The sequence below is a fragment of the Bacteroides sp. An279 genome (assembly GCF_002159615.1).
Lineage (GTDB): Bacteria > Bacteroidota > Bacteroidia > Bacteroidales > Bacteroidaceae > Phocaeicola > Phocaeicola intestinalis.
In genome coordinates this window covers 15,063-38,944 of sequence record NZ_NFJA01000021.1, presented here as the reverse complement: position 1 = coordinate 38,944, position 23,882 = coordinate 15,063, and the positions used below count along the sequence as shown (strand labels likewise).

At 45.7% G+C, this 23,882-nt stretch carries 18 protein-coding genes and 1 tRNA gene; 11 read left to right on the top strand and 8 right to left on the bottom strand.

Translation table 11 applies throughout. From position 1 onward, the window contains the following. Positions 1-93: 93 nt before the first annotated feature. From lepB to B5F78_RS05705, 7 genes are all read left to right on the top strand, one after another. Positions 94-999, top strand: a complete 906-nt coding sequence (gene lepB, locus B5F78_RS05735) for a signal peptidase I (protein WP_443104546.1) — start codon at positions 94-96, stop codon at positions 997-999. Between the two features lie 231 nt (positions 1,000-1,230). Then, positions 1,231-2,910 (top strand): O-antigen ligase family protein, encoded by a 1,680-nt coding sequence (locus tag B5F78_RS05730; RefSeq protein ID WP_087406245.1) that lies wholly within the window; start codon positions 1,231-1,233, stop codon positions 2,908-2,910. A 314-nt stretch (positions 2,911-3,224) separates the two neighbouring features. Continuing rightward, the gene (locus B5F78_RS05725) at positions 3,225-4,235 is read left to right on the top strand and encodes a hypothetical protein (protein ID WP_087397176.1); all 1,011 of its coding nucleotides are present in this window, start codon (positions 3,225-3,227) and stop codon (positions 4,233-4,235) included. A gap of 21 nt (positions 4,236-4,256) precedes the next feature. Next, positions 4,257-5,330, top strand: a complete 1,074-nt coding sequence (locus B5F78_RS05720; protein WP_087406244.1) for an efflux RND transporter periplasmic adaptor subunit — start codon at positions 4,257-4,259, stop codon at positions 5,328-5,330. Between the two features lie 104 nt (positions 5,331-5,434). After that, positions 5,435-8,512, top strand: coding sequence for an efflux RND transporter permease subunit (locus tag B5F78_RS05715; RefSeq protein WP_087406243.1), 3,078 nt, complete (start codon positions 5,435-5,437; stop codon positions 8,510-8,512). Continuing rightward, the gene (locus tag B5F78_RS05710) at positions 8,493-9,983 is read left to right on the top strand and encodes a TolC family protein (RefSeq protein ID WP_087207334.1); all 1,491 of its coding nucleotides are present in this window, start codon (positions 8,493-8,495) and stop codon (positions 9,981-9,983) included. Before B5F78_RS05715 ends, B5F78_RS05710 begins: the two co-directional genes overlap by 20 nt. Then, positions 9,980-13,141, top strand: a complete 3,162-nt coding sequence (locus B5F78_RS05705; protein ID WP_087406242.1) for an efflux RND transporter permease subunit — start codon at positions 9,980-9,982, stop codon at positions 13,139-13,141. Before B5F78_RS05710 ends, B5F78_RS05705 begins: the two co-directional genes overlap by 4 nt. A 120-nt stretch (positions 13,142-13,261) precedes the next feature. Here the strand turns inward: B5F78_RS05705 and B5F78_RS05700 are convergent, their stop codons facing one another. Beyond that, entirely contained in the window at positions 13,262-14,224 is a 963-nt protein-coding gene (locus tag B5F78_RS05700) for a tetratricopeptide repeat protein (protein WP_022040494.1), read from the bottom strand. 120 nt (positions 14,225-14,344) lie between these two features. On the opposite strand from B5F78_RS05700, the gene B5F78_RS05695 reads away from it, so the two are divergent. The 4 genes from B5F78_RS05695 (at position 14,345) to B5F78_RS05680 (ending at position 16,612) form a co-directional block, all read left to right on the top strand. Next, the gene (locus B5F78_RS05695) at positions 14,345-15,049 is read left to right on the top strand and encodes a TapB family protein (RefSeq protein WP_087207327.1); all 705 of its coding nucleotides are present in this window, start codon (positions 14,345-14,347) and stop codon (positions 15,047-15,049) included. 211 nt (positions 15,050-15,260) lie between these two features. Further along, positions 15,261-15,887, top strand: coding sequence for a hypothetical protein (locus B5F78_RS05690; protein WP_022040496.1), 627 nt, complete (start codon positions 15,261-15,263; stop codon positions 15,885-15,887). A 1-nt stretch (position 15,888) separates the two neighbouring features. Beyond that, entirely contained in the window at positions 15,889-16,476 is a 588-nt protein-coding gene (locus B5F78_RS05685; RefSeq protein WP_022040497.1) for a uracil-DNA glycosylase family protein, read from the top strand. A gap of 63 nt (positions 16,477-16,539) precedes the next feature. Next, positions 16,540-16,612, top strand: a tRNA-Trp gene (locus B5F78_RS05680). 568 nt (positions 16,613-17,180) lie between these two features. On the opposite strand, the gene B5F78_RS05675 is transcribed toward B5F78_RS05680, so the two are convergent. The 7 genes from B5F78_RS05675 to recN all read right to left on the bottom strand — a co-directional run bounded on the left by B5F78_RS05675 (position 17,181) and on the right by recN (position 23,855). Continuing rightward, positions 17,181-17,621, bottom strand: a complete 441-nt coding sequence (locus B5F78_RS05675; RefSeq protein ID WP_087406241.1) for a hypothetical protein — start codon at positions 17,619-17,621, stop codon at positions 17,181-17,183. 12 nt (positions 17,622-17,633) lie between these two features. After that, positions 17,634-17,999 (bottom strand): hypothetical protein, encoded by a 366-nt coding sequence (locus B5F78_RS05670; RefSeq protein ID WP_087207325.1) that lies wholly within the window; start codon positions 17,997-17,999, stop codon positions 17,634-17,636. 51 nt (positions 18,000-18,050) lie between these two features. Further along, entirely contained in the window at positions 18,051-18,602 is a 552-nt protein-coding gene (locus B5F78_RS05665; protein WP_087207324.1) for an RNA polymerase sigma factor, read from the bottom strand. A 74-nt stretch (positions 18,603-18,676) separates the two neighbouring features. Beyond that, positions 18,677-19,591, bottom strand: a complete 915-nt coding sequence (locus B5F78_RS05660; RefSeq protein ID WP_087207322.1) for a ribonuclease Z — start codon at positions 19,589-19,591, stop codon at positions 18,677-18,679. 95 nt (positions 19,592-19,686) lie between these two features. Beyond that, positions 19,687-21,387, bottom strand: coding sequence for a S1 family peptidase (locus tag B5F78_RS05655; protein ID WP_087207320.1), 1,701 nt, complete (start codon positions 21,385-21,387; stop codon positions 19,687-19,689). A 22-nt stretch (positions 21,388-21,409) separates the two neighbouring features. After that, complete coding sequence (gene rlmB, locus B5F78_RS05650; protein ID WP_022040504.1) at positions 21,410-22,168, bottom strand: 23S rRNA (guanosine(2251)-2'-O)-methyltransferase RlmB; 759 nt, start codon at positions 22,166-22,168, stop codon at positions 21,410-21,412. 19 nt (positions 22,169-22,187) lie between these two features. Further along, positions 22,188-23,855: a DNA repair protein RecN gene (gene recN / locus B5F78_RS05645; protein ID WP_022040505.1), complete on the bottom strand. Its 1,668-nt coding sequence runs from the start codon at positions 23,853-23,855 to the stop codon at positions 22,188-22,190. Positions 23,856-23,882 lie beyond the last annotated feature (27 nt).

Here is a 23,882-nt window from a genome sequence, read left to right as displayed (position 1 = left end):
ATTCATAATTAGGATATGAGAACGGGAATAAGCTTGTAACGTGTTTGGTTGGGCTGTTAAAGTTTACGTAAATCAATAGAGCGAATGAAACGGATACGGATAATCAGGAAAAAGGTGTTCTGCTTGGCGTATAAGGTATGTGCAGTGGCGGTATGCCTGTATGCGGCATGGATTGTGTTGCGCATCGCAGGTCAGGTGTTCCTGTTTGCCTCGTTTTCCATCCCTTCCGATTCGATGGTGCCTGTGTTGCGTCCGGGCGACTATGTGCTGGTGGACAAACCGCTGAAAGGGGCACGGATATTCGATGTATGGGATGCGGCTGAACACCGTCCGTTTGAGATACGGAGATTGCCCGGCTTGGAAGAGTTCCGCCGTGGGGAAGTGCTGGTATTCAATTTCCCTTACCCCGAACGTTGGGACAGCATCGGTTTTGACGTGCTGCTTTATTACGTGAAGCGTTGCATCGGCGGGCCTGGCGATACGGTGGAGATAAGGGATGGACGTTACCGTGTGCGCGGAACAGATACTCCGGCAGGGAACGTGGAGGCACAGGAACGGCTTTCACGGCTGTTGTCCAAAAAATCGGGCAGGGAGGAGATGATACGTAACCGTTCCTATTACACGTTTCCTTACGATTCGTTGCTGGGCTGGACGGTAAAGGATTTCGGCCCGTTGTATGTTCCCGCGCGTGGCGATTCGATAAAGATGACCCGGAACCATTACCTGTTTTACAGGAACCTGATAGAATGGGAGCAGCGGGGAAAGTTGGTGCAAAAGGACGATGGCTTCTATTTGGAGGGTAAACGGATAACGGGTTACCGTTTCCGCCAGAATTATTACTTTATGGGTGGTGACAATTGTTTTAACTCGCAAGATTCGCGTTACTGGGGCTTGTTGCCCGAATGTTACATCGTGGGCAAGGCTACGCGGATATGGAAATCGGTCGATCCGTATACGGGTTCGGTAGACTGGAAGCGGGTATGGAAGCGTATCGAGTGAAAAATAGCCCGTATGTAACATTTGTGTACGGGTGAGAACGGTTTGGGCATATCATTGCATGAATGATGTAACATAGAGAAAAATAAACGGAATATAAATAGAACCTAAACTCAATCTAAACGGAACCTGAAATAAGATTTTATGTTGAATTTATATAAGATATTTGTCCGGTTGTCATGAAATCTTTAGGTTTGTAATCCGGACAGGATGATGGAATTAAAAAGATAAGGAATGGATGGATATATGATTTTGAAAGACAAGGCGGCAGAGATTATTATCTTTGTGGTGGTAGCGATGTCGCTCAGTGTGCTGCTGATGAACGCGGGCGATATGCCGATGGGAACGCAAGAAGAAGCCTGGCAATGGATGTATGGTTGCTGGGCGGTTGTGCTGGCGTTGTATTTTATTTGTATGCTGGTAAAGAAAGGTCGCGAGTTGCTTTATGACTACGTGGGCGACATGGCAGCGTTGGCGCTCATGCTGTATGGGATAGTGGAAGCCGTGTGGGGATTGGCCCAGCTATGGGGCTGGCTTCCTTCCAATCATGCCCGTTTCGCCGTGACCGGTTCGTTTGCTAATCCCGGACCCTATTCGGGCTTTCTTGCCATGGTGTTTCCGTTGGCCTACTCCGAGTATATAAGCCGTACTTACCGGGATATTCACAAGCCGGTAGCCCTTGTCGCGATGATTTCCATCGTGCTTGTGCTGCCTGCAGGGATGAGCCGCACGGCATGGATTGCCGCACTTGTCTCGACAGGGTGTATGTATTACCTTTGGAATGTATGGAAGATAGACGAATATTATCCGCGGTATGAAAAGCCGTTGAAATGGGTGATAGGGATTGTGGCGGTACTTATCCTTGTAGGAGCGGGAGCAGGGCTTTACTACTTGAAAAAAGATTCGGCGGACGGACGTGTGCTGATGTGGAAGGTGGCGGCGACTGCACTGCAGGAACATCCGTTGGAAGGGAACGGATGGAACGGAGTGCCTGCGGTTTACGGGCAGGCGCAAGAAGATTACTTTGCCATGGGAGACTATACGGAGACCGAAGCACGGGTGGCGGACGCGCCCGAATACGTATTCAACGAATACTTGCAGGTGGCATTGGCTTGGGGCATTCCGGTGCTGGTAGGAGCATGCCTGATAATAGGTTGCTGCCTGAACCGTTTGTATGAGAACTTTAACTATGGGTTGTACGGGGCGTTGCTGGCTTTCCTTATCTTTGCGTTCGCGTCTTATCCGCTGCAGTATCCGTCGATGGTGGCGGTGCTGGCATTGCTGGTGCTTTCCGCCATATCGGTCGTGCTGCGATGGCAGGACGGGTGGTATTGGATTGCTGTTCTTTTGATTGGTTCGGGATGTGTGGTCTCTTTTATAAAATATGGTGACAAGAAGTATGTGGCGGAGCTGTACCGTTCGTGGGAGCAATGCCAGGTGTTGTACAATGCCGGATTGTATGAGCGTGCGGCGGAGGCGTATGGTGATTTGTACGAAAAGCCGTACTATACGTATCATAACATGGACTGGAATCCCCGTTTCCTTTTCGAGTATGCCCGCTCGCTGCATAAAACCGGGCAGTGGGACGAGTCGACCGCTGTCTTGCTAGAAGCTTTGAAGGTGAGCGGCGACCCGATGATACTGAACCTGATAGGGAAGAACGAGTCGGCGATGTACCGTTTCGACAGTGCCGAGTGGTATTACCGACGGGCGGCAGACCGGGTGCCGTCGCGCATTTATCCGTATTACCTGATGGTGAAGCTCTTTTCGTATCGCGACAACTACCAGCCCGACAAGTTGCGTGAAGCGGTGCGGGTGGTACTGACGAAAGAACCGAAGGTGCCTTCGACGGCTGTAAGGCAGATGAAGGAAGAGACCCGGAGGATACTGGAAGAAAAACAGATTGAGTTATGAGAGTCGTTTCTGGTGAGGCGATGCGGTATGGTTTGCGCCAGGGTGACGCCAACGGGAAACGCGTGAGGTTATACCTTCCGAAAATGAATATATACTGCATGGGCCGATGAAGTATATATCCGTGGGCAGTTGCAGTATATATTCAACTGCCAATGCAGTATATATTCATTTTTCGGACAAGTGGCCTGGCCGACTCAAAAATGAGAAGATAAGAAGGGGGGAGAAGATGGATTAAACTGTGGAGAGTCCATTCATCTTCCACCCGATGTTAAACCTAAAAATAGAAGGAGAGGTAGCTGTAGACCTTGACAGGGATGAAGGTATTTTTATTTATAATAAGCATACTTTGTTTGGCGGCTTGTTCGAAGTCGCCAAGCAAAGGCATTTGCGTCGCTTTGCCGGCTGATGTGCAGGTGTTTGAAATGGACAGTGTAGATAGCGGTGTTTTGCTGAACGCTACCGGGATGGTTGCCCTTCCGGATTACCTGATTATATCCAATCTTCATAAAGATACGTTGTTTGATGTCTTTGACGTTCACGGTTTGGAATACCGGTATAGCGGTTTGATTTATGGCGGAGGTTCTAATGACATGCTTCCTTTCAGGTGGATACGGCCTCTTGACAGTCATCGTTTTTATGCTATAGGCTTAGGTGTTCCGCTTGTTACTGTGGTAGATGTTGAAGGTGGATTGAAAATAGATGGGCGCAAGCAACTTGAATGGGAAAAAGATGTCTGTCAGAATTTGTATCCTTTGAAGAACGGAAAAGTCTTGATTCAACCTGGTAAAAGACAAGGAGGGTGGAGCCTGTATGATACGACAAGCGGTGATGTGTCTGATATGCCTGATTCTCCTTTTCAAGAGGACGAGCCGGAAGCTGATATGATACAAGCTTTTCAGTATCGGGCAGTAAATGTGGCGGTGAATGCGGATAAAGAACGCATTGCATTTTTTTATAGCAAGTTTCCGTATGTCCGTTTTTTTGATTTTGACGGTAATTTGTTAGTTGAATGTAGTGTAGGGGAAAAAATATCCGATCCGGATAAGTTCTTTCGTAGGGAGGGTATGTATTACTGGGGATGTTCGTATACAGCGGATTTTATTTTCGTAAAATATGCTCCCGATAATGAAGCTTCGGATGTGACTTGTTTTCAGGTGTGGGATTGGGAAGGAAATTTATTGTCGCGGTTTAATGTTGCGGATAAAATAAACTTGTTTACAGTATCTGCCGACGGGAAAAGAATATTTGCGGCAAAGAATGATAATAATCATATTTTTTGGTGTAATATTGCATCGGCCTTAGACCGCAAAACGGGAATGGAGTAAATTAATAGAAGATAAATAAATATGAACGCACGCTACGGATATGTGATGCTGCTGCTTGCCGCGGGAATATGGAGCGGGTGCGGCGAAGAGAAAAAAGATGCCTCCGAAAAGGAGGGAGTGGAAACGGTGCTTCCCTCGCGGGTGGCGGAGGTGAGTGTGATGACCTTGAAAAAACAGGCTTTCGAGCACGAACTGGTGAGCAACGGCAAGGTGGAAGCCAAGCGGTATGCCGCCTTGCAGTTCCGTACTGCGACCGAACCGGTAGCTCGCATTTATGTGAAGAACGGCGACCGGGTAAAGAAGGGGCAGAAGATAGCCGAACTGGACCTGTTTTCCCTGCAAAACAAACTGACACAGGCGGAATATACGTTGGAGCAAGCCCGGCTGGAGATGCAGGATGTGCTGATAGGGCAAGGGTATGCTCCCGACCGGATGGAAACCGTGCCCGAATCGGTGAGGAAATTGGCTGCTACCAAAAGCGGATACGGGCAGAGCGAGGCGGCTTACGAACTGGCGAAGCGCGAACTGGAGCAAGCTACGCTGACGGCACCGTTTGACGGCATCGTAGCCGACCTGGATGGCAAGGAATATAATATACCGGAAAGCGGGAAACCCTTCTGCCGCATTCTCTCGACATCCGATATGGAAGTGGCATTTACGGTGCTGGAGAGCGAGCTGCCGTTGGTAAAAGCGGGCGACAGGGTGGAAGTGATGCCCTATACGGTAGCTTCCGGCAGCTTGCAGGGACGCATTGCAGAAATCAACCCATCGGTAGACGAAAACGGGATGGTAAAGGTAAAAGCACTGGTGAACGGGAAAGGCAGGCTGTTCGACGGGATGAACGTAAGGGTGAGCGTGAAGCGTTCGGTGCCTGGCCAGTTGGTTATCCCGAAAACCGCGGTGGTATTGCGTTCGGGCAAACAGGTGGTGTTTACGTTGAAAGACGGAAAAGCGATATGGAACTACGTGCAGACCGGACTGGAGAATATGACCGAATATACGGTGACGGGTGACGGCATGGAAGAGGGTGCCGTAGTCATTACGACAGGGAATGTGAACCTGGCACATGAGACACCGGTGAAAGTAGTGGAATAACATGCGGAGATTTACTATTTTTCGATTTACGAAGTACGATTTAATTATCAAACCGTAAATGGTTGAATGGTAAATTGTAAATAGAAAAATCGTAAATAAAAAAGATGGTTAAGTTTTTAATACAACGGCCTATAGCCGTATTGATGGCGTTTACCGCTTGTTTTATCATAGGGCTGGTTACTTACTGGTCGCTCCCTGTATCGCTGTTGCCCGATATTGACATTCCGCAGATTACGGTACGGATGGCTTCGGATAATATGTCGGCACGGGAAATGGAGAATACAATGGTGGCTCCTGTGCGGCGTGCCTTGCTGCAGGTGTCGGGGCTGGATGAAATGAGAAGCGAGACACGCGACGGTTCGGGAGTCATTCATCTGACATTCGAGTTCGGAACCAATACTGACCTTGCTTTTATTGAAGTAAACGAGAAAATAGATGCGGCAATGAACAGCTTGCCTAAAGATGCCGAACGTCCTAAAGCCATCAAGGCTAGTGCAACGGATATACCGGTGTTTTACCTGAACATGACGTTGAAAAAGGACAAGCCTTATCAGCATACAGATGAACAAGCATTCCTGAACCTGTCAGAACTGGCAGAAAACGTGGTGAGGAGGCGTATCGAACAATTGCCTCAGATAGCCATGGCGGACATGACCGGGGTGCCTGAAAGGGTGTTGCAGATAGTGCCCGACAGGGAAAAAATGAACAGCTTGGGCATCGGTATAGATGATTTGGAACGAACACTGGAAGCCAACAATGCAGAGCCGGGCAGCATGCTGGTGCGTGACGGATATTACGAGTATAACATCCGTATCGCTTCTTTCCTGCGTACTCCAGAGGATGTAGAGAACATCTATCTGAACAAGGGAGGACGCATCATGCAGCTGAAAGACCTGTGTAAGGTAAGCCTGGTGACACAGCATGAGACAGGACGTTCATTGGCTGGAGGAAAGCGGGCAGTGACATTTGCCATCATCAAGCAATCGGAAGAGAACATGGATAACCTGAAGGCGGAATTGCAGCGGACTACCGAACGGTTTGCCGCATTGTATCCCGATATAGAATTTTCTATTACGCGCAACCAGACAGAACTGTTGGATTATACCATTTCGAACCTGCAACAGAATTTCACGTTGGGTTTCCTGTTTATCTTTATCGTGGCAGTGTTCTTTATCGGCGATGTGCGTTCGCCGTTGATTATCGGCATTACGATGGTGGTATCGGTGGTAATCACATTTTTCTTCTTCTATCTCTGCAAGGTTTCGCTGAACGTCATATCGCTGTCAGGACTGATTATGGCGGTGGGCATGATGATAGACAATGCAATTATCGTGACCGAAAACGTGTCGCAGTACCGTGAACGTGGCTATTCGCTGAAACGGTCGGCGGTAATAGGCACCAGTGAGATGATTACACCGATGCTGAGTTCTTCGCTGACTACGGTAGCAGTATTTGTGCCATTGATATTCATGAGCGGTATAGCCGGTGCCATCTTTACCGACCAGGCGTTTTCCATTACGGCTGGGTTGGGAGTATCTTACTTTACAGGCATCATGCTATTGCCGGTTCTATATGTCTTGTTTTTCCGTTTGGGAATGCGCAGGTACCGGTGGATTAATTTTGATTTTCGGGATAAACTGAAGAATGACTGGCTGGAGCGCGGATACGATGCGGGCATCAACTGGGTATTTTCGCATAAGCGTATCAGTTTGTGTGTGGCTGTGGCTACCCTTCCGCTATGCGTGGTTTTGTTCGGGGTGTTGGATAAAGAGCGGATGCCCGAAATAGACCAGAACGAAATGATAGTGAAAGTGGCATGGAACGAGAATATTCATGTGGAGGAAAATAACCGGAGGGTGGATGAACTGCTGAAACATACTGATGGCATTGCCGTCGAACATACGGCGTATGTAGGTATGCAGGATTATGTGCTGAATACGGATGATGCCTTATCGGCAGGTGAGGCTGAACTTTATTTCAAGACGGAAAAACCTTCGGACATTTTGCCGTTAGAGCAGCATCTGAAAAAATGGTTCGGGGCGCATTATCCGGAAGCCACAGTCACTTATTCGCCTCCAATGACTATCTTTGAAAAACTATTTGTAACGGGAGAAGCCGATGTGGTGGCACAGGTCCGGTCGAAGAATAAGGCTGTGAGTCCACAACCTGCCGAACTGAAAGAACTGGAGAGGCAGATAGCCGAGGAGACCGGAGTATATCCGGAGGTTATTGCTTTCCGCAACCAACTGAATCTGGTAATAGACCGTAACCGCCTGTTGCTTTATCGGGTGGATTACGATGAAGTGGTACGCACGTTGCGGACTGCATTTAAGGAAAACGAAGTATCGGTCTTGCGTTCTTACCAGCAGTATTTGCCTATCAGTGTGGCAGGAAACGAACGTACACTTGAACGGGTGCTGGCGGAAACGCTGGTGGAAAATGTGCCCCAAGAAGGAGAGGAACAGGCTTATGTCCCGTTGAAGGAGCTGCTGTCGGTACAACCGGCTGAAGACTTGAAAAGCATTACAGCAGGGAGCAACGGTGAATATATTCCGCTGCGTTTTTATGATGTGGACAATGCACCTGGACTGATAGCCGGCATACGTGATGTGGTGGCACGGTCGGGGAAATGGGATGTGGACTTTTCGGGCAGTTTCTTTTCGAACCAGCGGATGATGGGGGAACTGATGGTGATACTGTGCATATCGGTCTTGCTGATGTACTTTATCTTGTGTGCCCAGTTCGAAAGTTTCTTGCAACCCCTTATTGTATTGGCGGAAATCCCGATGGATATTGCTTTTGCCTTGCTTTGCCTGTGGCTGTGTGGAGATACGCTGAATCTGATGTCGGCTATCGGTATTGTCATTTCAAGCGGTATTGTGATAAACGACTCTATCTTGAAACTGGATACCATCAACGAACTGAGAAAAACCGGTATGCCACTTACTGAAGCTATCCATACAGGAGGAAGAAAGCGTTTGCGGGCAATTGTCATGACTACGCTGACCACTATCTTTGCCATGGTGCCGCTGCTGTTTACTTCCGATATGGGTTCGGAACTGCAATGTCCGCTTTCCATCGCCATGATAGGGGCGATGACCTTGGGAACCATTATCAGCTTGTTTATTATTCCATTAATATATTGGTTAATCTATAGAAAACATGAAACGCAGAAATATTAGTATATGCCTGGTACTGGCACTGAGCTGTATGCCGCTGTTGGCGCAACACACCGTGAAACTGGATTTGCAGGAAACGATAGAATTGGCGAATGACAGTTCGTTGTCGGCTTTCCGTTATCAGAACATGTATTTGTCCGGTTACTGGGAATACCGTACTTTTAAAGCGAACCGTTTGCCCAGTCTGACCTTGAACCTGACGCCGGCACAATATTACCGTTACATTACCCAACGCTATGACTCGAATGAGGATATGGATGTTTACCGTGAACAGCAGATGTTCAGTGCAACGGGTGGATTGAGCCTGGCACAGAATTTCGACTGGCTGGGAGGTACATTCTATATAGATACCCAACTGGACTTTATGCGTAATTTTGGTGATACGAAATCGACTCAGTTCTCTACTGTTCCTTTTCGTATCGGGTATCAGCAGGAATTATTGGGATATAATGCTTTCCGGTGGGACCGCAAGATAGAACCGTTGAAATTTGAAAAGGTGAAAAAGCAGTTCATCTATCATACAGAAGAGGTGGCGGAAGAAGCGGTCAATTATTTCTTCAGTCTGGCGATGGCACAGGCTGACTATAAGCTGGCAGAGGATAATCTGGTTACGGCAGATACATTGTGTGACATCGGAATGCAGCGCCAGAAGATTGCTTCTATTTCGCAGGCAGACCTGCTGACATTGAAACTGGATAAAGTGAATGCGCAGAATACATTGACCAATGCACGGATTGCACTGAAAAGGGCGATGTCGGCATTGGCTACTTTCTTGAATATGGATAAGAATACAACCATCGAATTGGACTTGCCGGGACGTCCGCGCCACCTGGAAGTGTTGGCGGATGAGGCTTTGCAGAAAGCCAAAGAGAATAATCCGACTTATCTGGAGCAGCGGCAGAATGTACTGGAAGCGGAGCGTGATGTAGACCGTACGAAAAAAGAATCGCGCTTTAGTGCCAGTTTCAATGCCAGTGTCGGGTTCAACCAGGTGTCGGATAATATCCGTTCTGCTTATAAGAATCTGTTGCAGCAAGACCTGGTGTCAATCAGTGTCTCTATCCCTTTGATAGACTGGGGGGTGAGGAAAGGTAAATATAACATGGCAAAGAACAATCTGAACGTTGTAAAGATTGCAGCAAGGCAGGAAGAAATCAGTCTGGAAGAAGATGTGGTGATGACCGTGAGCGACTTTAACGTGCAGCAAGACCTGATAGAAGGTGCAGAGGAGGCTTTGGACCTGGCAGAACTGGCATACGAGCAGACCCGGCAGCGTTTTATTATCGGGAAGAGTGATGTAAACAGTCTGACCCTTGCCTTGAACAGGCAGCAGGAAGCGCAGAAGAATTATATTCAGGCTTTGCAGAATTATTGGCTGAGCTATTATAAAATAAGGAAGCTGACTTTGCATGATTTTGAAACTGGCTTTTCTTTGTCTGACCGTTTTGATTTTAAAAATAGAATCCGTCAATGAAACAGAAATCTCGTAAAACGGCTTCTTCCTTTACTCTGATAGTCAGTTTTATCTGTCTGGCTATTGTGGGACTTTCGCTGGTGCCTTTGCTACCGGTGAAACTTTCGCCTTCGCATGAACTTCCGGCACTGACGGTTTCATTCTCTATGCCAGGCAATTCGGCAAGAGTAATCGAAGCAGAAGTTACCAGCCGGCTGGAGGGAGCCTTGTCGCGGATAGAAGGTGTACGGAAAATCCGTTCCACTTCCGATAATGGATATGGCAGCCTGCGCATTGAGATAGACAAGCATAGCGAAGTGGATATCGTACGCTTTGAAGTCTCTACCGTGATCCGTCAGGTCTGGTCGCAATTGCCAGAAGGAGTGAGTTATCCTTTGATTTCTACTCAACGTTCGGACGACCGCTCGACAAGGCCTTTCATGACTTATACACTCAATGCACCGGCTACCCCGATTCTGATTCAGAATTATGGGGAAAATTATATCAAACCGTTGCTTTCTGCCATTAAAGGTATTTATAAGATAGAGTTGAGCGGTGCTACCCCCATGGAGTGGAGGCTGACATACGATAACAGCCAGTTGGGCTATCTTGGTCTGTCTGTAGGAGATCTAGGACAGGCTATCCAGGAATATTATGACAATGAATTCTTGGGCATCTGCCAGGTAGATGTGGGGGATGAATGGATTAGGGTGGTACGCACTTCGTCTGAAGGACAGGAAGGCTTCCGGCCTGCCGATATCAGTTTACGTACGTCAGAAGGAAAATTGATTTCGCTGGACAAACTGGTGAAAGTGACACATACAGAGGAAGAACCTACCGGCTATTTCCGTATCAACGGGCTTAATTCTATTTATCTTTCCATTACGGCAGAGGAAACGGCAAATCAGCTTCGGGTGGCAGCCCAGGTAAGGGATGCCATGAGGCAGATACAGCAGAATATGCCTCCGGGGTACGAGGTGCATGTCAGTTACGATGCTACGGAATACATTAGCAAGGAACTGAATACAAATTACTTCCGTACAACAATAACTGTGCTTATCCTGTTGTTGTTTGTGGCAGTCATTACCCTGAATCTGCGTTATCTGTTTTTGATAGTAGCCAGTCTGGCTGTCAATATGGCTATTGCTTTTATCTTTTACTACATCTGCGGAGTAGATATTCAGCTTTATTCGCTTGCCGGCATCACCATTTCGCTGAACCTGTTGATAGATAATACCATTGTGATGACCGACCATATCCTGCACCGTCGGAACCTGAAAGCGTTTATGTCTATCCTGGCAGCGACGTTGACTACTATCGGAGCATTGGTCATTATCTTTTTCATGGACGAGAAGATACGCTTGAACCTGCAAGATTTTGCAGCTGTAGTTATTATCAATCTGGCTGTATCATTGTTTGTGGCACTGTTCTTTGTCCCGGCATTGATAGAACGCATCCGCTTGCGCAGGACTTCGGTCTTTAGGCGTTCGTCGCGTATCAAGCGGGGGGTGGTTTATTTTACACGTGGTTATAAATGGATGGTAAAGGCATTGTGCAGGCGTAAGGCTATTGCATATGCCGTACTGGTATGGGCGTTCGGACTTCCGGTATTTCTGCTTCCCGAAAAGATAGAGCATGCAGAACAGAAAGGTGGATGGGCCACTTTATATAATAAGGTGTTTGACCGTCCTGTTTATAGGGAAGAAATAAAACCGGTGATCGACAAATGGCTGGGAGGTACGTTGCGGCTGTTTGTGGAAAAGGTGTACAACGGAAATTATTTCGGAAACCGCGATGAAGAAGTGGTGCTTTCGGTAACAGCCACACTTCCTAATGGCAGTACGCTGGAACAGATGAATGTGCTGATAAAGCAAATGGAAACTTATCTGAGTGAATTTCGGGAAATCAGGCAGTTTCAAACTTCTGTCTATGATGCCCGTCATGCCGGTATCGAGATATTTTTCAAAAAAGAATATGAGCACAGTGGCTTTCCGTACGTGTTGAAGTCGAACATTATCAGTAAGGCTCTTACGTTGGGAGGCGGAAGCTGGAATGTGTATGGATTGCAAGACCAAGGCTTTTCGAATGATGTACGTGAGACGGCAGGAAGTTTTCAGGTGGAGATGTACGGGTATAATTATGACGAACTTTCTTATTGGGCGGAAGAGATGAAGCGTTTGTTGCTGTCTCACAGGCGTATCAAGGAAGTGCAGGTCAATGCTGAATTCTCGTATTGGAAGGATGACTATGACGAGTATGTCTTGCAGTTCGACAAGGAAAAGATGACAAAGGAAAACCTTACGGCAAGCACTCTTTTTGCTATTTTGCAGCCGATATTCATGTCGGGTCAGCGTGTGGGGAATATTGTGTACGATAATCAGAGCGAACGGCTTTCGTTGTCTTCGGTACAGAGCGGTGAATATGATGTATGGGGGCTGATGGAAGTACCTTTTATATTCGGAGGCAGACAGTATAAATTATCCGATTTTGCCAAGGTGAGCAAAGAGCAAGTGTCGAAGAAGATTGTGAAAGAGAACCAGCAGTACGTATTGTGTCTGCAATTCGAATACATCGGTGCACACCAGCAAGGGCAGAAAATCTTGGCAAAGGATGTTGAGGTCATGAAGGCTGCTCTCCCGATGGGGTATAGTATCGAGAACAAGAGCAATATATGGTATTGGCATAACGATGACCATGGTCAGTACGGGCTGTTGCTTATTGTGATTGGCATTATTTTCTTTATTTCGGCTATCCTGTTCGATTCGTTGAAGCAGCCACTTGCCATTATCGGTGTGATTCCTATTTCATATATCGGAGTGTTTCTGACTTTTTATCTGTTCGAACTCACGTTCGACCAAGGTGGTTTCGCTGCTTTTGTTCTTCTGTGTGGTATTACGGTCAATGCCAGCATTTATATTCTGAACGAGTATAATGCTATCCGGAGGCGTTACCCTTATCTGGGAAAGGTTGAGGCATACACCAAGGCATGGAATGTGAAGGTTGTTCCGATATTTCTGACGGTGACTTCGACCGTACTGGGTTTTATTCCTTTTATGATAGGTGAGAAGGAAAGTTTCTGGTTTTCTTTGGCGGCGGGTACAATAGGTGGATTGATAATGTCTGTTGCAGGCATTTTCTTTTATTTGCCTCTCTTTTTGTTGAAGAAGCGGGAGTGTTAAGACCCTGATAGAATATTGGAAACCGTTTTTCAGGAAACCGTATGTACGTAGCTTTGTGCATCTATGTCCGTAGGCCGGTGTATTTATCTTCGTAAGGCAACGGACATAGATGCATTCCAGTCAGTAAATACTTGCAGGATTTGGGGTGCCGGAAAGGGTGTCTTGGTTATCAAACGTTCCGTTTATTTGGGATTCGCTTTCGGGGTTCAGTTCGATGGCTTTTTTCAAGTCTTCGATGGAGCCATTCTTGTCTCCTTCCAGTAACCGGACACGTCCGCGTTCCTGGTAGAATGTAGCGTTCTGGGGCATCAGTTCCAAGGCTTCGGTATACAGTTCGATGGCTTTGCCGTATGCTTTCTGCCCACAGAGCAGTTCTCCTTTCAGCAGGTAAGCTTTTTCGTTGAAAGGATTGGTTTCCATGACCAGCTCCAGACACCGATATGCTTCGTCGGTTTCTCCTAATGTGGCTTTGACGGTACTTTTCAGCAGCAAGGCATCTTCTTCTTCCGGATTTGCATTTAGGATATAATCGAGGTCTTCCAGTGTTTCTTTCGCCTGTTTCATGCTCCAAAGCACTTCGGCACGGAGCAAGTAGGCAGAAAGAAAGCTTTCGTCTTGTGTGATGGCTTTGGTAGCCATTACGATAGCTTGCAAATCGTTGTGAAGTCCGTGGGCTGCCCTGGCTGCCAAATAGTAGGCATGGGCATTGCTTTCGTCCAGCTTGATGGCTTTTTGGCAGGCTTTGTCCATACCGTCATAGTCTTCTTGTGCAAAGCATACGTTGGCAAGGAACAGATATCCCTGTATGTTGTCCGGTTCCAGTCCGGTCAGTTTGTCCAAAGTTGTCCGGGCATCATCGGTACGCTGGAGTTTTACATACGTGTCGGCAAGGTACTGGAGTGTTTCAGCATCGTCACGCAGGGCAGACGCCTGTTCCAGGCATTTGGCGGCGTAAGCCAGTTGGTTCATGTTGTGTGCCCGTATGCCATCGTATTTTAAAATCTCGAAATTCTTTTGTGTCTGTTTTTCCTGTTGGTTTTCTTCGGGCTTTCCGTTGCCGAAGATTGCTGATAATAAACCCATGTTTTTCGTATTTTATGATTGAATGTTGGGCACAAAGATAGAGAAAATCAGGTATATGCTTGCATTTGCTGAAAAGAAATTTGTAAGTTTGTGGCGTAATTAGAAAAAAAGGAACGTAACATGAAAAAGATGCTTTTGTTTGTTTGTGCGGTGTTGGCTTGTTTCAGCCTGCATGCACAATATTTTTGTACGGTAGAGGGAACGGAACTTCATTATGTCAATTACGATGAAGCGGGACAAAGTGTTTCGAATGAGACTGCTACCGTGTCGTTTGTCGGGAGAAACGATGGTAAGGTAACTGCCTGTTATATCAATAAGATTGTAACCAACAAGTTGAAGAACAATACCAGCTATACGCGTTTCGACTGGAGTTATGATGGCAACCAGACTGTGTGTGCCGAAGATCTGGTGTATGGACCTTATATTGATTCGGATTCGGATCCGGATAAGTATGATACGGCGGCACGTACTGCCATGCGTGAAGAATTGAAGTATAAAGGCGACAACTCGTTTGTGCTGAAGGAACATGCCGAGGGAGGAGAAAGTATGCCCGACCGCTCGTATGCACTTATTGTGAAGATGCTGAAAAATGAAATTACGATTTCGGGAGCTGCTTATATGGGAGAGGAGCAAATCAGTACTACGGCTGGGAAATTCGACTGTATAAAGATTACTTACTTGAAACGTACCAAAGTGGTGTTGAAAAGCACCACGCACCGGGTGACTGAATGGTATGCCGAGGGAATAGGTCTGGTAAAATCGGAATCATACGATATGAAAGGAAAACCTGCCGGCAAGACGCTGCTGGTGAAAATCGTGAAATAACGAAGTATCCTATGCTTATATAAGACCTGATAGTTGATAACTTTCTAGAAACTGTTTTGAATTTATCGCCCAAAGCACACACGAAAACGAATACATCGGGAAGAGAAAGACATTCAAAGCAGTTTCTTGTCACTATCTTGTCATAAACTGCCTTTTATCTCACTTTTTTGTTTTATCTTTGTCCCCATAATAATTTATTACAGATTAGATTATGAGCATATTTTCGAAGCTATTAGGTAAAAAACAAGTTGAAGAAGAAGGTGCACGGGTAGGAGGTGTAGAAGACTTCATGACTTTGATACGTGTATACTACCAAGCCGTTATGGCTGCGCAGCTGGGCATCAGCAATATCAATTTCCTGCCTGATATGGCAGTATTCAAGCGTACATTGAAAATCCCTACCCAGAACAACAAGCTGGGAGTGGCAGAACGTACCAGATGCAAAAAGATGCTGATGGATATTTACGGCATTAATGAGTTCTTTTTTAAGGAAATAGATACATCTGTCAAAAAGCACTGCAAGAGTGTGAATGATATCAAGAACTACCTGTTTATGTTTCAGGGATTCAGTCAAGACTTGATGATGGTAGTGGGGAATCTGATGCAATGGAAATTCCGTATGCCTGGCATGTTCAAGAAATTATTGCGTTCGATGACCGAAAAGACCATTCACGATATCCTGACGAAAACCAACTGGAAAGATGATAGTGTGAGAAAGACTTGTGTAAACATCCGCCAATACCAGCATGCACTGGGATATAGCGAAAGCTGGATGAACGAATATGTTTACAACATCGTTGTACTGGCAAAAAAAGAACCTAAACCCAAAGAAAACTAAGATGGACAGCCTCATCGAAAATCATCCGTTGGAACCGTTTCTTCCTGCAGAAGCTACTTTGCTGATGCTGGGAAGCTTTCCTCCGCAGAAGAAGCGCTGGAGCATGGATTTCTTCTATCCGAACTGGAACAATGACATGTGGCGGATTTTCGGACTGATTTTCTTCGGTGATAAAGAACATTTTGTACTTTCCGGTAAAAAGGCTTTCGATAAAGAACGTCTCATACACTTCTTGAAAGAAAAAGGCGTTGCGCTTTATGATACGGCTTGCACAGTGAAACGTTTGAAAAGCAATGCTTCAGACAAATACCTGGAAATCGTGGAGCCTACGGACATCGGCTTGCTTCTGAAACAACTTCCGGCATGCAAATCTATTGTAACGACCGGGCAAAAAGCTACAGATACCTTATGTGCACAATTGCATATTGAAGAACCTCCGGTAGGTGGAAAAAGCAAATTCGAATATGCTGACCGCCAACTTTGGCTTTACCGGATGCCTTCTTCCAGCAGGGCTTATCCGCTCAAGTTGGAGAAAAAGGCAGAAATATATCGGTCTATGCTGTGTGAAGCGGGCATTTTTATGCCATGAAGCAAAAAAAATGCCAAAGCATTTGGCAATATCAAAAAATGTCGTACCTTTGCATCCGCAAACACGGGAATAGCTCAGTTGGTAGAGCATCGGTCTCCAAAACCGAGTGTCGGGAGTTCGAGTCTCTCTTCCCGTGCAGGAAGTAAGAAGCCACAACTGATGACGTTGTGGCTTTTGTTTTTTATAGACTTGACTTGTAAGAAGCTGTTTTGAATTTATCGCCCAAGGCACACACGGGAACAAATACATCAAGATGAGAAAAACTTTTTGTAGAAATTCAAAACAGTTTGTTAATATGATGTCCGATTGGGGAGGACTGGGAAGGTTGTTTATACTTTGGACGGTATGCAATTGTGCATTTTAATGGAATACATACTTCCGGTGTCGCTTCTGTTGACAGGGTGTCACGCTGGATTGTAAATCCGTTTCTTCAATTATGCCGGATTATACATCCGGCATGACAAGTAAGCTTTGGTCTTTTCGCAATATAGCTGCATCGCTTGTAAGATTATTAATCTTACAGCGTGAAGATTAATAATCTTTCGGCATGAAGATTAATAATCTTACAAGCAAGATAGCTATGTGGCTTGGATTGTCGGACTAAGCTGATGAGGCTGTCTCAAAATGGTAATTGAGTATCAGAAAGTAATGTCATCCTGAGTGCCTGTTTCTATTTTGAGACAGCCTCTTCTGATTCGTGTAATTTATTTTTTCGATTTTTTCTCCCTCTCTGGTCTTAACAAATGGCGGTGGAATTTCATTTCCGCCCGCTGGATATCGTATATCTTTTTAGATGAGAGGAATTTCTTATATTTCCGTACGTATTCCAAGTCCAGCTGGTCAATGGTGATTCGGGTTTGTATTACGTCTTCTACGATACGGTTGTATTCTTCTTCGCTTACGTTGGGTTGTTTTCCTTTTCTTATTTCTTGCCAGGCTTCACGGTTATACTTGCTTTTTTTATCTTGCAGTTCGAAGTAGAGTGGAAAAAACTCTTTGGCTTCTTGTGGAGTGAGTCGGGCGTTTTCGGTAATAAACGCTTCTTGCCGTGCACGGAATTCTTCTTTGCTCAATTTGTTTTTCTGCGCATGCATGTATGTGCAGAAGCAGGTAAGAAGAATCATAATCGAAAATAGTTTCTTCATTGAATTGGTCTTTTAGTTATAGATACCGGCATCGGCATCCGTTAAATATTGGTATAGTTCATAATCATCCATCATCGTTTGGTCTACGATTGATTCGATGTATTCATCCGGCATATCGGTAAGGTTGTCTGAGTCATCTGCCGATTGGGTAGTGCCTACAAAGGCACGGACAGTGAACATCAGGCCTACGAACATGGCCGCCATGTAAATCCATGGTTTCACACGGTCCCATAACTTGATTTCAGGAAGTGCTTTGACTTCTTTTTCGGGAAGTCGTTCCATCAGGTTTTCGGTAAAATGCTCGAAATATCCTTCCGGTACGGTGAATGGATTTTGTTTCCCGTATTTCTTTTGTAGTTCAAGGTCGTTTTTTTTCATCGTATCATCCCTCCTTCCTTTGTTTATTAGATTGATAATCCGGTACAAGGTTTAATCGTTTTGGTTTAAAAATTCTTCTATTTTTTTCACGGCATGGTGGTAAGAGGCTTTCAGGGCACCTACGCTGGTTCCTAGAATCTCCGACATATCTTCGTATTTCATTTCCTCGAAGTATTTCAGGTTGAACACGATACGTTGCTTTTCCGGTAAGGTTTGTATGGCTTTTTCGAAAAGTAGCTGGGTATGGTCACCATCGAAATAGGGGTCGCTTTCCAACTTGGCAAGCGCTGTTGTTTCGGCTTCATCCAATGAGAGTTGGTTTATGGCACGTTGTTTGTTCAGGAAATTCAGTGATTCATTGATGGCAATGCGGTAAAGCCATGTAGACAGGCGTGCTTCTCCCCGGAAATATTCCAAATTGCTCCATGCCTTGATGAATGTGTTTTGCAAGAGGTCGTTTGTATCATCGTGGGAGAGTACCATACGTCGTATTTGCCAGTACAATGGTTCGCTGTAGTGCCTGACCACTTTCCCGAAAGCTTCCCGTTGCAGCTTTGGGTCTTGTAGCTGGGCAATTATCTCTTCCTCGTTATAGTTATTCATAATGGTGTCTTTGTATATGTTTTTAGATAAAATGAAGTGCCAACGTTTAAATGGGATAAGTTTTTTTAACTTGCCTATAAGTTGATTTGCAGGTTTTCTTGTGCCAATAAGGTTGCAGGGAAAACTTCCTGTGCTTCTTTTAAAAGTTGCTTTTCATCGTCGTACCGTGCCGAAAAATGACCGATGACCAAACGTTTCACTTCTGCATCATGGGCTATTTGGGCAGCCTGACGGGCGGTGGAGTGTTGGGTTTGGCGGGCACGCGTTTCATCGGCATTGACAAATGTGGCTTCATGGAACAGCAGGTCGGCACCGTGTATTTGAGGGATGATACGGGGATAATAGGCGGTATCCGAGCAATAGGCGTATGTGCGTGGCGGGTCGGAAGGTGTGGTAAGCCATTTGTTGGGGATGGTTTCACCGCTGTCCGTGATAAAATCTTCGCCTTCTTTGATGCGGTTTATCATCCATAAGGGTATGCGGTAGAAGTCAATCATGTCTCGCCGGATATGGTTTAGGGTAGGTTTTTCGCGGAACAGGAATCCGCATGTAGGCATACGGTGGCATAAAGGAATGGTTTCTACAGATATGGAACGGTCGTCATAAATAACAGCTTGTTCTTTCGGGTTAAAAGGATGGAATATGACCTTGTAGCTCATTCCTTTGCAAAAGAATGCGATTTGTGCTTGAAGTAAGGATATCAGGTCGGGATGACTGTAAATGTGCAGGTCGGCAGTACGTTCCAGCATGCCGAATGTAGAAATCAGTCCAATCAGCCCGAAGCAATGGTCGCCATGCAGATGGGAAATGAAAATATGATTCAACCGGCTGAACTTCAGTCGTGAACGGCGCAATTGTACTTGCGTGCCTTCTCCACAGTCTATCATAAAAAGTTTTTCCCGGATATTGACAATTTGTGAGGTGGCTTGGTGACGCATCGTGGGTAGTGCTGACCCGCATCCTAGAATATGTAATTCGAATTTTTCCATACATATTGTTTGTTCACCACAGAAAGACAGGCAAGTGGTATTGGAAAAACCGGAATGTCTTTGTGTCTTTCTGTGGCGGTAACATCAATCTTTGTTTATTTGTATTTTTGCAATAGCCCGTCTGCCACTTCATCTCCCAAGTCTTTGGCTTTTTGTAAGTTGGCCAGGCCTTTATCTTTCTCTTTATTCTGGATTTGTGCATATCCCAGCATACGATAGGCAGGAGCATTTTCGGGATCCATCTTGATGGCACGCGTCAGGGCTTGTATAGCTTCTGCAGCTTGGTTGACTCGAATGTGTATGCCTCCTTTTTCTACCCAATAGGTTACGTTGTTAGGATCAAGTTCAACAGCTTTGTTGATGTCGTTGATAGCTTGCTGATACATACGGCAGTTTAATTCTGCTTGTGAACGGATGAGATGGAATTCGGCAGAAGTTTGTCCCAGCATGGCATCGTAGAAGTCATTATAGTCGGTTACGGCACCCCGATAGTCTTCCATGTCCGATTTGATACGGGCGCGTTCGTACAGGTAGGGGGCTGCATCTTTTCCGTAGGGTTTGGGATAAAAAGCAATGGCGCTGTCCATCAGGGCTATGACTTCTTTCTTGTCGGTTCCTTCTATCAGTTCCTTGGCTTTTGCTGCAGAATAGAAAGTTGCGGCTGAAGCCAGTTTGCTCTTGTTCACCTTGTCGTAAGCAGTATAGGCTTCTGTAAATTTTTGCATGGCAAAATAGATGTCTCCTTGCAGTTGATAATAGATAGGTTCTTGGGTGATGGCTAACGCTTCGTTTATTTCATTGAGGGCATAATCGAATGTCCAGGAAGCATAGGGCTTCTTGTCGCCTATATTCAACTGGTACGAATAGATGAGTTTGGCTATGTTGTAATGTGCTTCGTCTTTTTTCTCGGCCACATCAAGCATTTTTTTCAAGTCTTCAACAGCCAGGGCATAATGAGTATCATCGCCGATATTGATGTAATAAGTAGCACGGCGCAGGTAGCCTTCCATATTATTGGGATATTGGCTGATAAAGTCGTTCAGCAAATCGAAGTATTGGTTGGGGGCATATACGCCGGATGCCATATACAGATAGACCAAAGCCTGCGATTCGTCTTCGGGAAGTCCTTTTTTTATCCCGATGGAGTTGAGGGCAAGGTCATTGACAGAGAGAGCGTTGATAGTTAAGTCGGTCAGATAGCGGATGCCAATGGCAAAACTTTCTTTGCTTTCAGAGTCGTTGTTTTTTTGTATCATGCCTACTACTTGTCCTGCTGCATTCATAATGGGGCAGCTTACGGTTTTTTCTGTAGTCTGCATGGTAAGGGTGTAGTAGTATTGTTGTTCGCCAATGGTATCTACTTTGGCTATAGTGCCTGTTTGTCCTTTTGATGATTTTTGGGTAGAATAGGGAACCAGATACACGGTTTCGCCAGTCGATGAAGGCAATGTGGCTGGTTGCAAAGCCTCGGCTTTCTTGTCAAAATCGGTTTTGAATTTCACTACATCATACATATCGTTTGCACCCATCATGTATTTCACGGGCAGCTCTTTACCGTTTGCGGTGATGATTATGGCACGTTCGGCGCCTTTGAAGAGACTATAATCGGAAACTCCTGTACCTTGTTCATCGATATAAAATCCGTTTCCGGTGCTCAAAATTTGGCCGTCTTTGGTATAAGTCACGATGGAGAAAACGGCTTTTCTGGCATTTTCTGCCCATTTAGGCAATTCTTGTGCCAACAGGACAGAGAATGGCATAACGAATACAAATAAAATAGCTATAGTTTTTTTCATGTGTGTAAACGGTATATAAAGGTTATTGTTTTTCATTTTCGGCAAATCCGCGCTGCTCTATGGCTTTGTAGATAAGGATGCCTGCAGCTACCGATACATTTAGCGATTCAATGTTTCCGAAGAGTGGAATTTTTACCCATTCGTCACACAAGGCCAGGTTTTCGTAAGAGACTCCTTTATCTTCGGCTCCCATAATAATGCAGGTAGGTGAATGGAAGTCGGCTTTGGTATAATCATAATCTCCTTTTTCGGTAGCTGCTATAATCTTGAATCCACTGTCTTTCAGAAAACGGATGGTTTGTGTCAGGTTGTTTTCGCGGCATACTGGAAGGGTGAGCAGGGCACCAGCCGAAGTCTTTACGGCATCAGCATTTACGCTGACACTGTTTTTGGCGGGTATGATGATAGCGTCTATGCCTGCACACTCGCAAGTACGGGCAATGGCGCCGAAGTTACGCACATCGGTTACGCCATCCAACATGATGAACAATGGTGTTTTTCCTTGTTCGAAAAGATACGGTACAAGGTCTTCTGTGCGCTGGTATGCAACAGGCGAGATGAATGCTACCACTCCCTGATGATTTTTCCGGGTAATGCGGTTGATGCGTTCCACAGGTACGCGTTGTACTGGAATATCTGTTTGCTTCAGTATGGCAAACAATTCTTTTGCCACTTCACCTTGCATGTCTTTTTTTATCAATACCTTATCAATCTCTTTTCCGGCTTGTATGGCTTCGATGACCGCCCGTACGCCGAATATCATTTCATTTTTTTCTATCATAAAATCAATGTTTTATTAGTTATTGGTTTTCCAGTAAGGCACGTGCATTGTTTAATGCGGCTTCTGTCAGTACACTTCCACTCAGCATGTGTGCGATTTCTTTGACCCGTTCTTCCGGTGTAAGCCGGTGTATGTAACTGTTGGTGCCTGTTTCTGTATCTTTTTTATATACTTTATAGTGTGTTGTGCCTCGTGCCGCAATTTGAGGTAGGTGAGTAATGCTGATTACCTGCCGGTTCTGGCGTCCCATATCGCGCATGATAAGTGCCATTTTTTCAGCTATCGAGCCTGATACGCCTGTATCTATTTCGTCGAAAATGATAGTAGGCAGCTTTACAGCTCCGGCTATCATTGCTTTGAGCGAAAGCATGACACGGGCTATTTCTCCTCCCGAAGCTACCGAAGCAACGTTTTGCAATGCCCCGTTTTTGTTGGCAGAGAAGAGGAACGTTACGTTGTCCAGTCCATTAAGGTCGGGCTCTTTACGCGAAGTCAGCTCTACGGCAAAACGTACGTTGGGCATACCCAGTGGTATTAAGAGTTTTTTCATCTGTTCTTCGATATGATGTGCCGACTTTGTACGGAGATTGGTCAGCTGGCGGGCTTGTTCCAATACCTTATTATATAAGGCCTCTTTCTGTTGGTTGAGTTCAGCTATTCGTTCGTCGAACGATGAAATGTCATTCAGTTGATGGCGGTAATTTTCTGCAAGTTCCAACAAGGCTTCGATAGTCGTTACCCGATGTTTTTGCTGAAGATTGTATATCAGGTTCAGCCGTTCGTTTACATAATCCAGCCGTTCGGGGTTGAATTCTGTTTCTTCTTCTGCTACCGAGAGATCGTGTGCGATGTCTTTCAGTTCGATGTAGCAGCTTCTCAGACGTTCTACCCATTCGGATGCCGAAGGATATACATTGGAAATGTTTTGTAATGCCTGTTGGCAGTCTTTGGTCTGTGAGAGGATACCATTTGCTTCGGTACCGTCTATCAGCTGTTGGGCTTTGTAAAGGTTTGCTTTGATTTCTTCGGTGTGGCTTAAGGTTTCGGCCTCCTGCTCCAGTTCTGTTTGTTCGCCAGAATGGAGGCTGGCTTCTTCCAGTTGTTCCAGCTGGAAACGCAGATAGTCTTCGTCTTGCCTGCTTTTTTCTGCTTGTATAATCAGTTCCTCCAGTGTGTTGCTTATATCTTTATAGTGTCGGTAGACCTGTTTGTATGCTTCCAGTTGTTTTTCATCTTGTGCCAGAATATCCAGGATATTCAGTTGGAATCCTTCTTTATTGAGCAGCAGGTTCTGGTGTTGGCTATGGACGTCTATCAGTTTTTCACCCAAAGCTTTCATCTGGTTCAGTGAGGCTGGAGAGTCGTTGATGAATGCCCGGCTTTTTCCGCTGGCATATACTTCACGTCTGAGGATACATTCTTCAGGGTCATATTCCAAGTCGAGTTCTTGAAAAAATGCTTCCAGTCCGTATGAAGCAATGCAGAAGCGTGCTTCCACAATGCATTTGGAAGTTCCGTTTTTGATGGCTTTCACATCGGCACGTTGGCCCAACAGCAGTCCGATAGCCCCAAGGATGATGGATTTTCCTGCTCCGGTTTCACCGGTGATAACCGAAAAACCTGGTGTGAAATCAATATCCAGCTTGTCGATCAACGCATAATTCTGTATGTGAATAGACTGTAACATAATGTAGTCTTCGGGTTTGTCTGTAAG

What these genes read in the sequence shown, in the direction of transcription:
- B5F78_RS05665 (WP_087207324.1), bottom strand. Translation starts at nt 18,602, where the DNA reads ATGAATAACTATAACGAGGAAGAGATAATTGCCCAGCTACAAGACCCA.
- B5F78_RS05720 (WP_087406244.1), top strand. Translation starts at nt 4,257, where the DNA reads ATGAACGCACGCTACGGATATGTGATGCTGCTGCTTGCCGCGGGAATA.
- rlmB (WP_022040504.1), bottom strand. Translation starts at nt 22,168, where the DNA reads ATGATAGAAAAAAATGAAATGATATTCGGCGTACGGGCGGTCATCGAA.
- recN (WP_022040505.1), bottom strand. Translation starts at nt 23,855, where the DNA reads ATGTTACAGTCTATTCACATACAGAATTATGCGTTGATCGACAAGCTG.
- B5F78_RS05660 (WP_087207322.1), bottom strand. Translation starts at nt 19,591, where the DNA reads ATGGAAAAATTCGAATTACATATTCTAGGATGCGGGTCAGCACTACCC.
- B5F78_RS05705 (WP_087406242.1), top strand. Translation starts at nt 9,980, where the DNA reads ATGAAACAGAAATCTCGTAAAACGGCTTCTTCCTTTACTCTGATAGTC.
- B5F78_RS05655 (WP_087207320.1), bottom strand. Translation starts at nt 21,387, where the DNA reads ATGAAAAAAACTATAGCTATTTTATTTGTATTCGTTATGCCATTCTCT.
- B5F78_RS05725 (WP_087397176.1), top strand. Translation starts at nt 3,225, where the DNA reads ATGAAGGTATTTTTATTTATAATAAGCATACTTTGTTTGGCGGCTTGT.
- B5F78_RS05730 (WP_087406245.1), top strand. Translation starts at nt 1,231, where the DNA reads ATGGATGGATATATGATTTTGAAAGACAAGGCGGCAGAGATTATTATC.
- B5F78_RS05700 (WP_022040494.1), bottom strand. Translation starts at nt 14,224, where the DNA reads ATGGGTTTATTATCAGCAATCTTCGGCAACGGAAAGCCCGAAGAAAAC.
- B5F78_RS05710 (WP_087207334.1), top strand. Translation starts at nt 8,493, where the DNA reads ATGAAACGCAGAAATATTAGTATATGCCTGGTACTGGCACTGAGCTGT.
- B5F78_RS05670 (WP_087207325.1), bottom strand. Translation starts at nt 17,999, where the DNA reads ATGAAAAAAAACGACCTTGAACTACAAAAGAAATACGGGAAACAAAAT.
- B5F78_RS05690 (WP_022040496.1), top strand. Translation starts at nt 15,261, where the DNA reads ATGAGCATATTTTCGAAGCTATTAGGTAAAAAACAAGTTGAAGAAGAA.
- B5F78_RS05685 (WP_022040497.1), top strand. Translation starts at nt 15,889, where the DNA reads ATGGACAGCCTCATCGAAAATCATCCGTTGGAACCGTTTCTTCCTGCA.
- B5F78_RS05715 (WP_087406243.1), top strand. Translation starts at nt 5,435, where the DNA reads ATGGTTAAGTTTTTAATACAACGGCCTATAGCCGTATTGATGGCGTTT.
- B5F78_RS05695 (WP_087207327.1), top strand. Translation starts at nt 14,345, where the DNA reads ATGAAAAAGATGCTTTTGTTTGTTTGTGCGGTGTTGGCTTGTTTCAGC.
- B5F78_RS05675 (WP_087406241.1), bottom strand. Translation starts at nt 17,621, where the DNA reads ATGAAGAAACTATTTTCGATTATGATTCTTCTTACCTGCTTCTGCACA.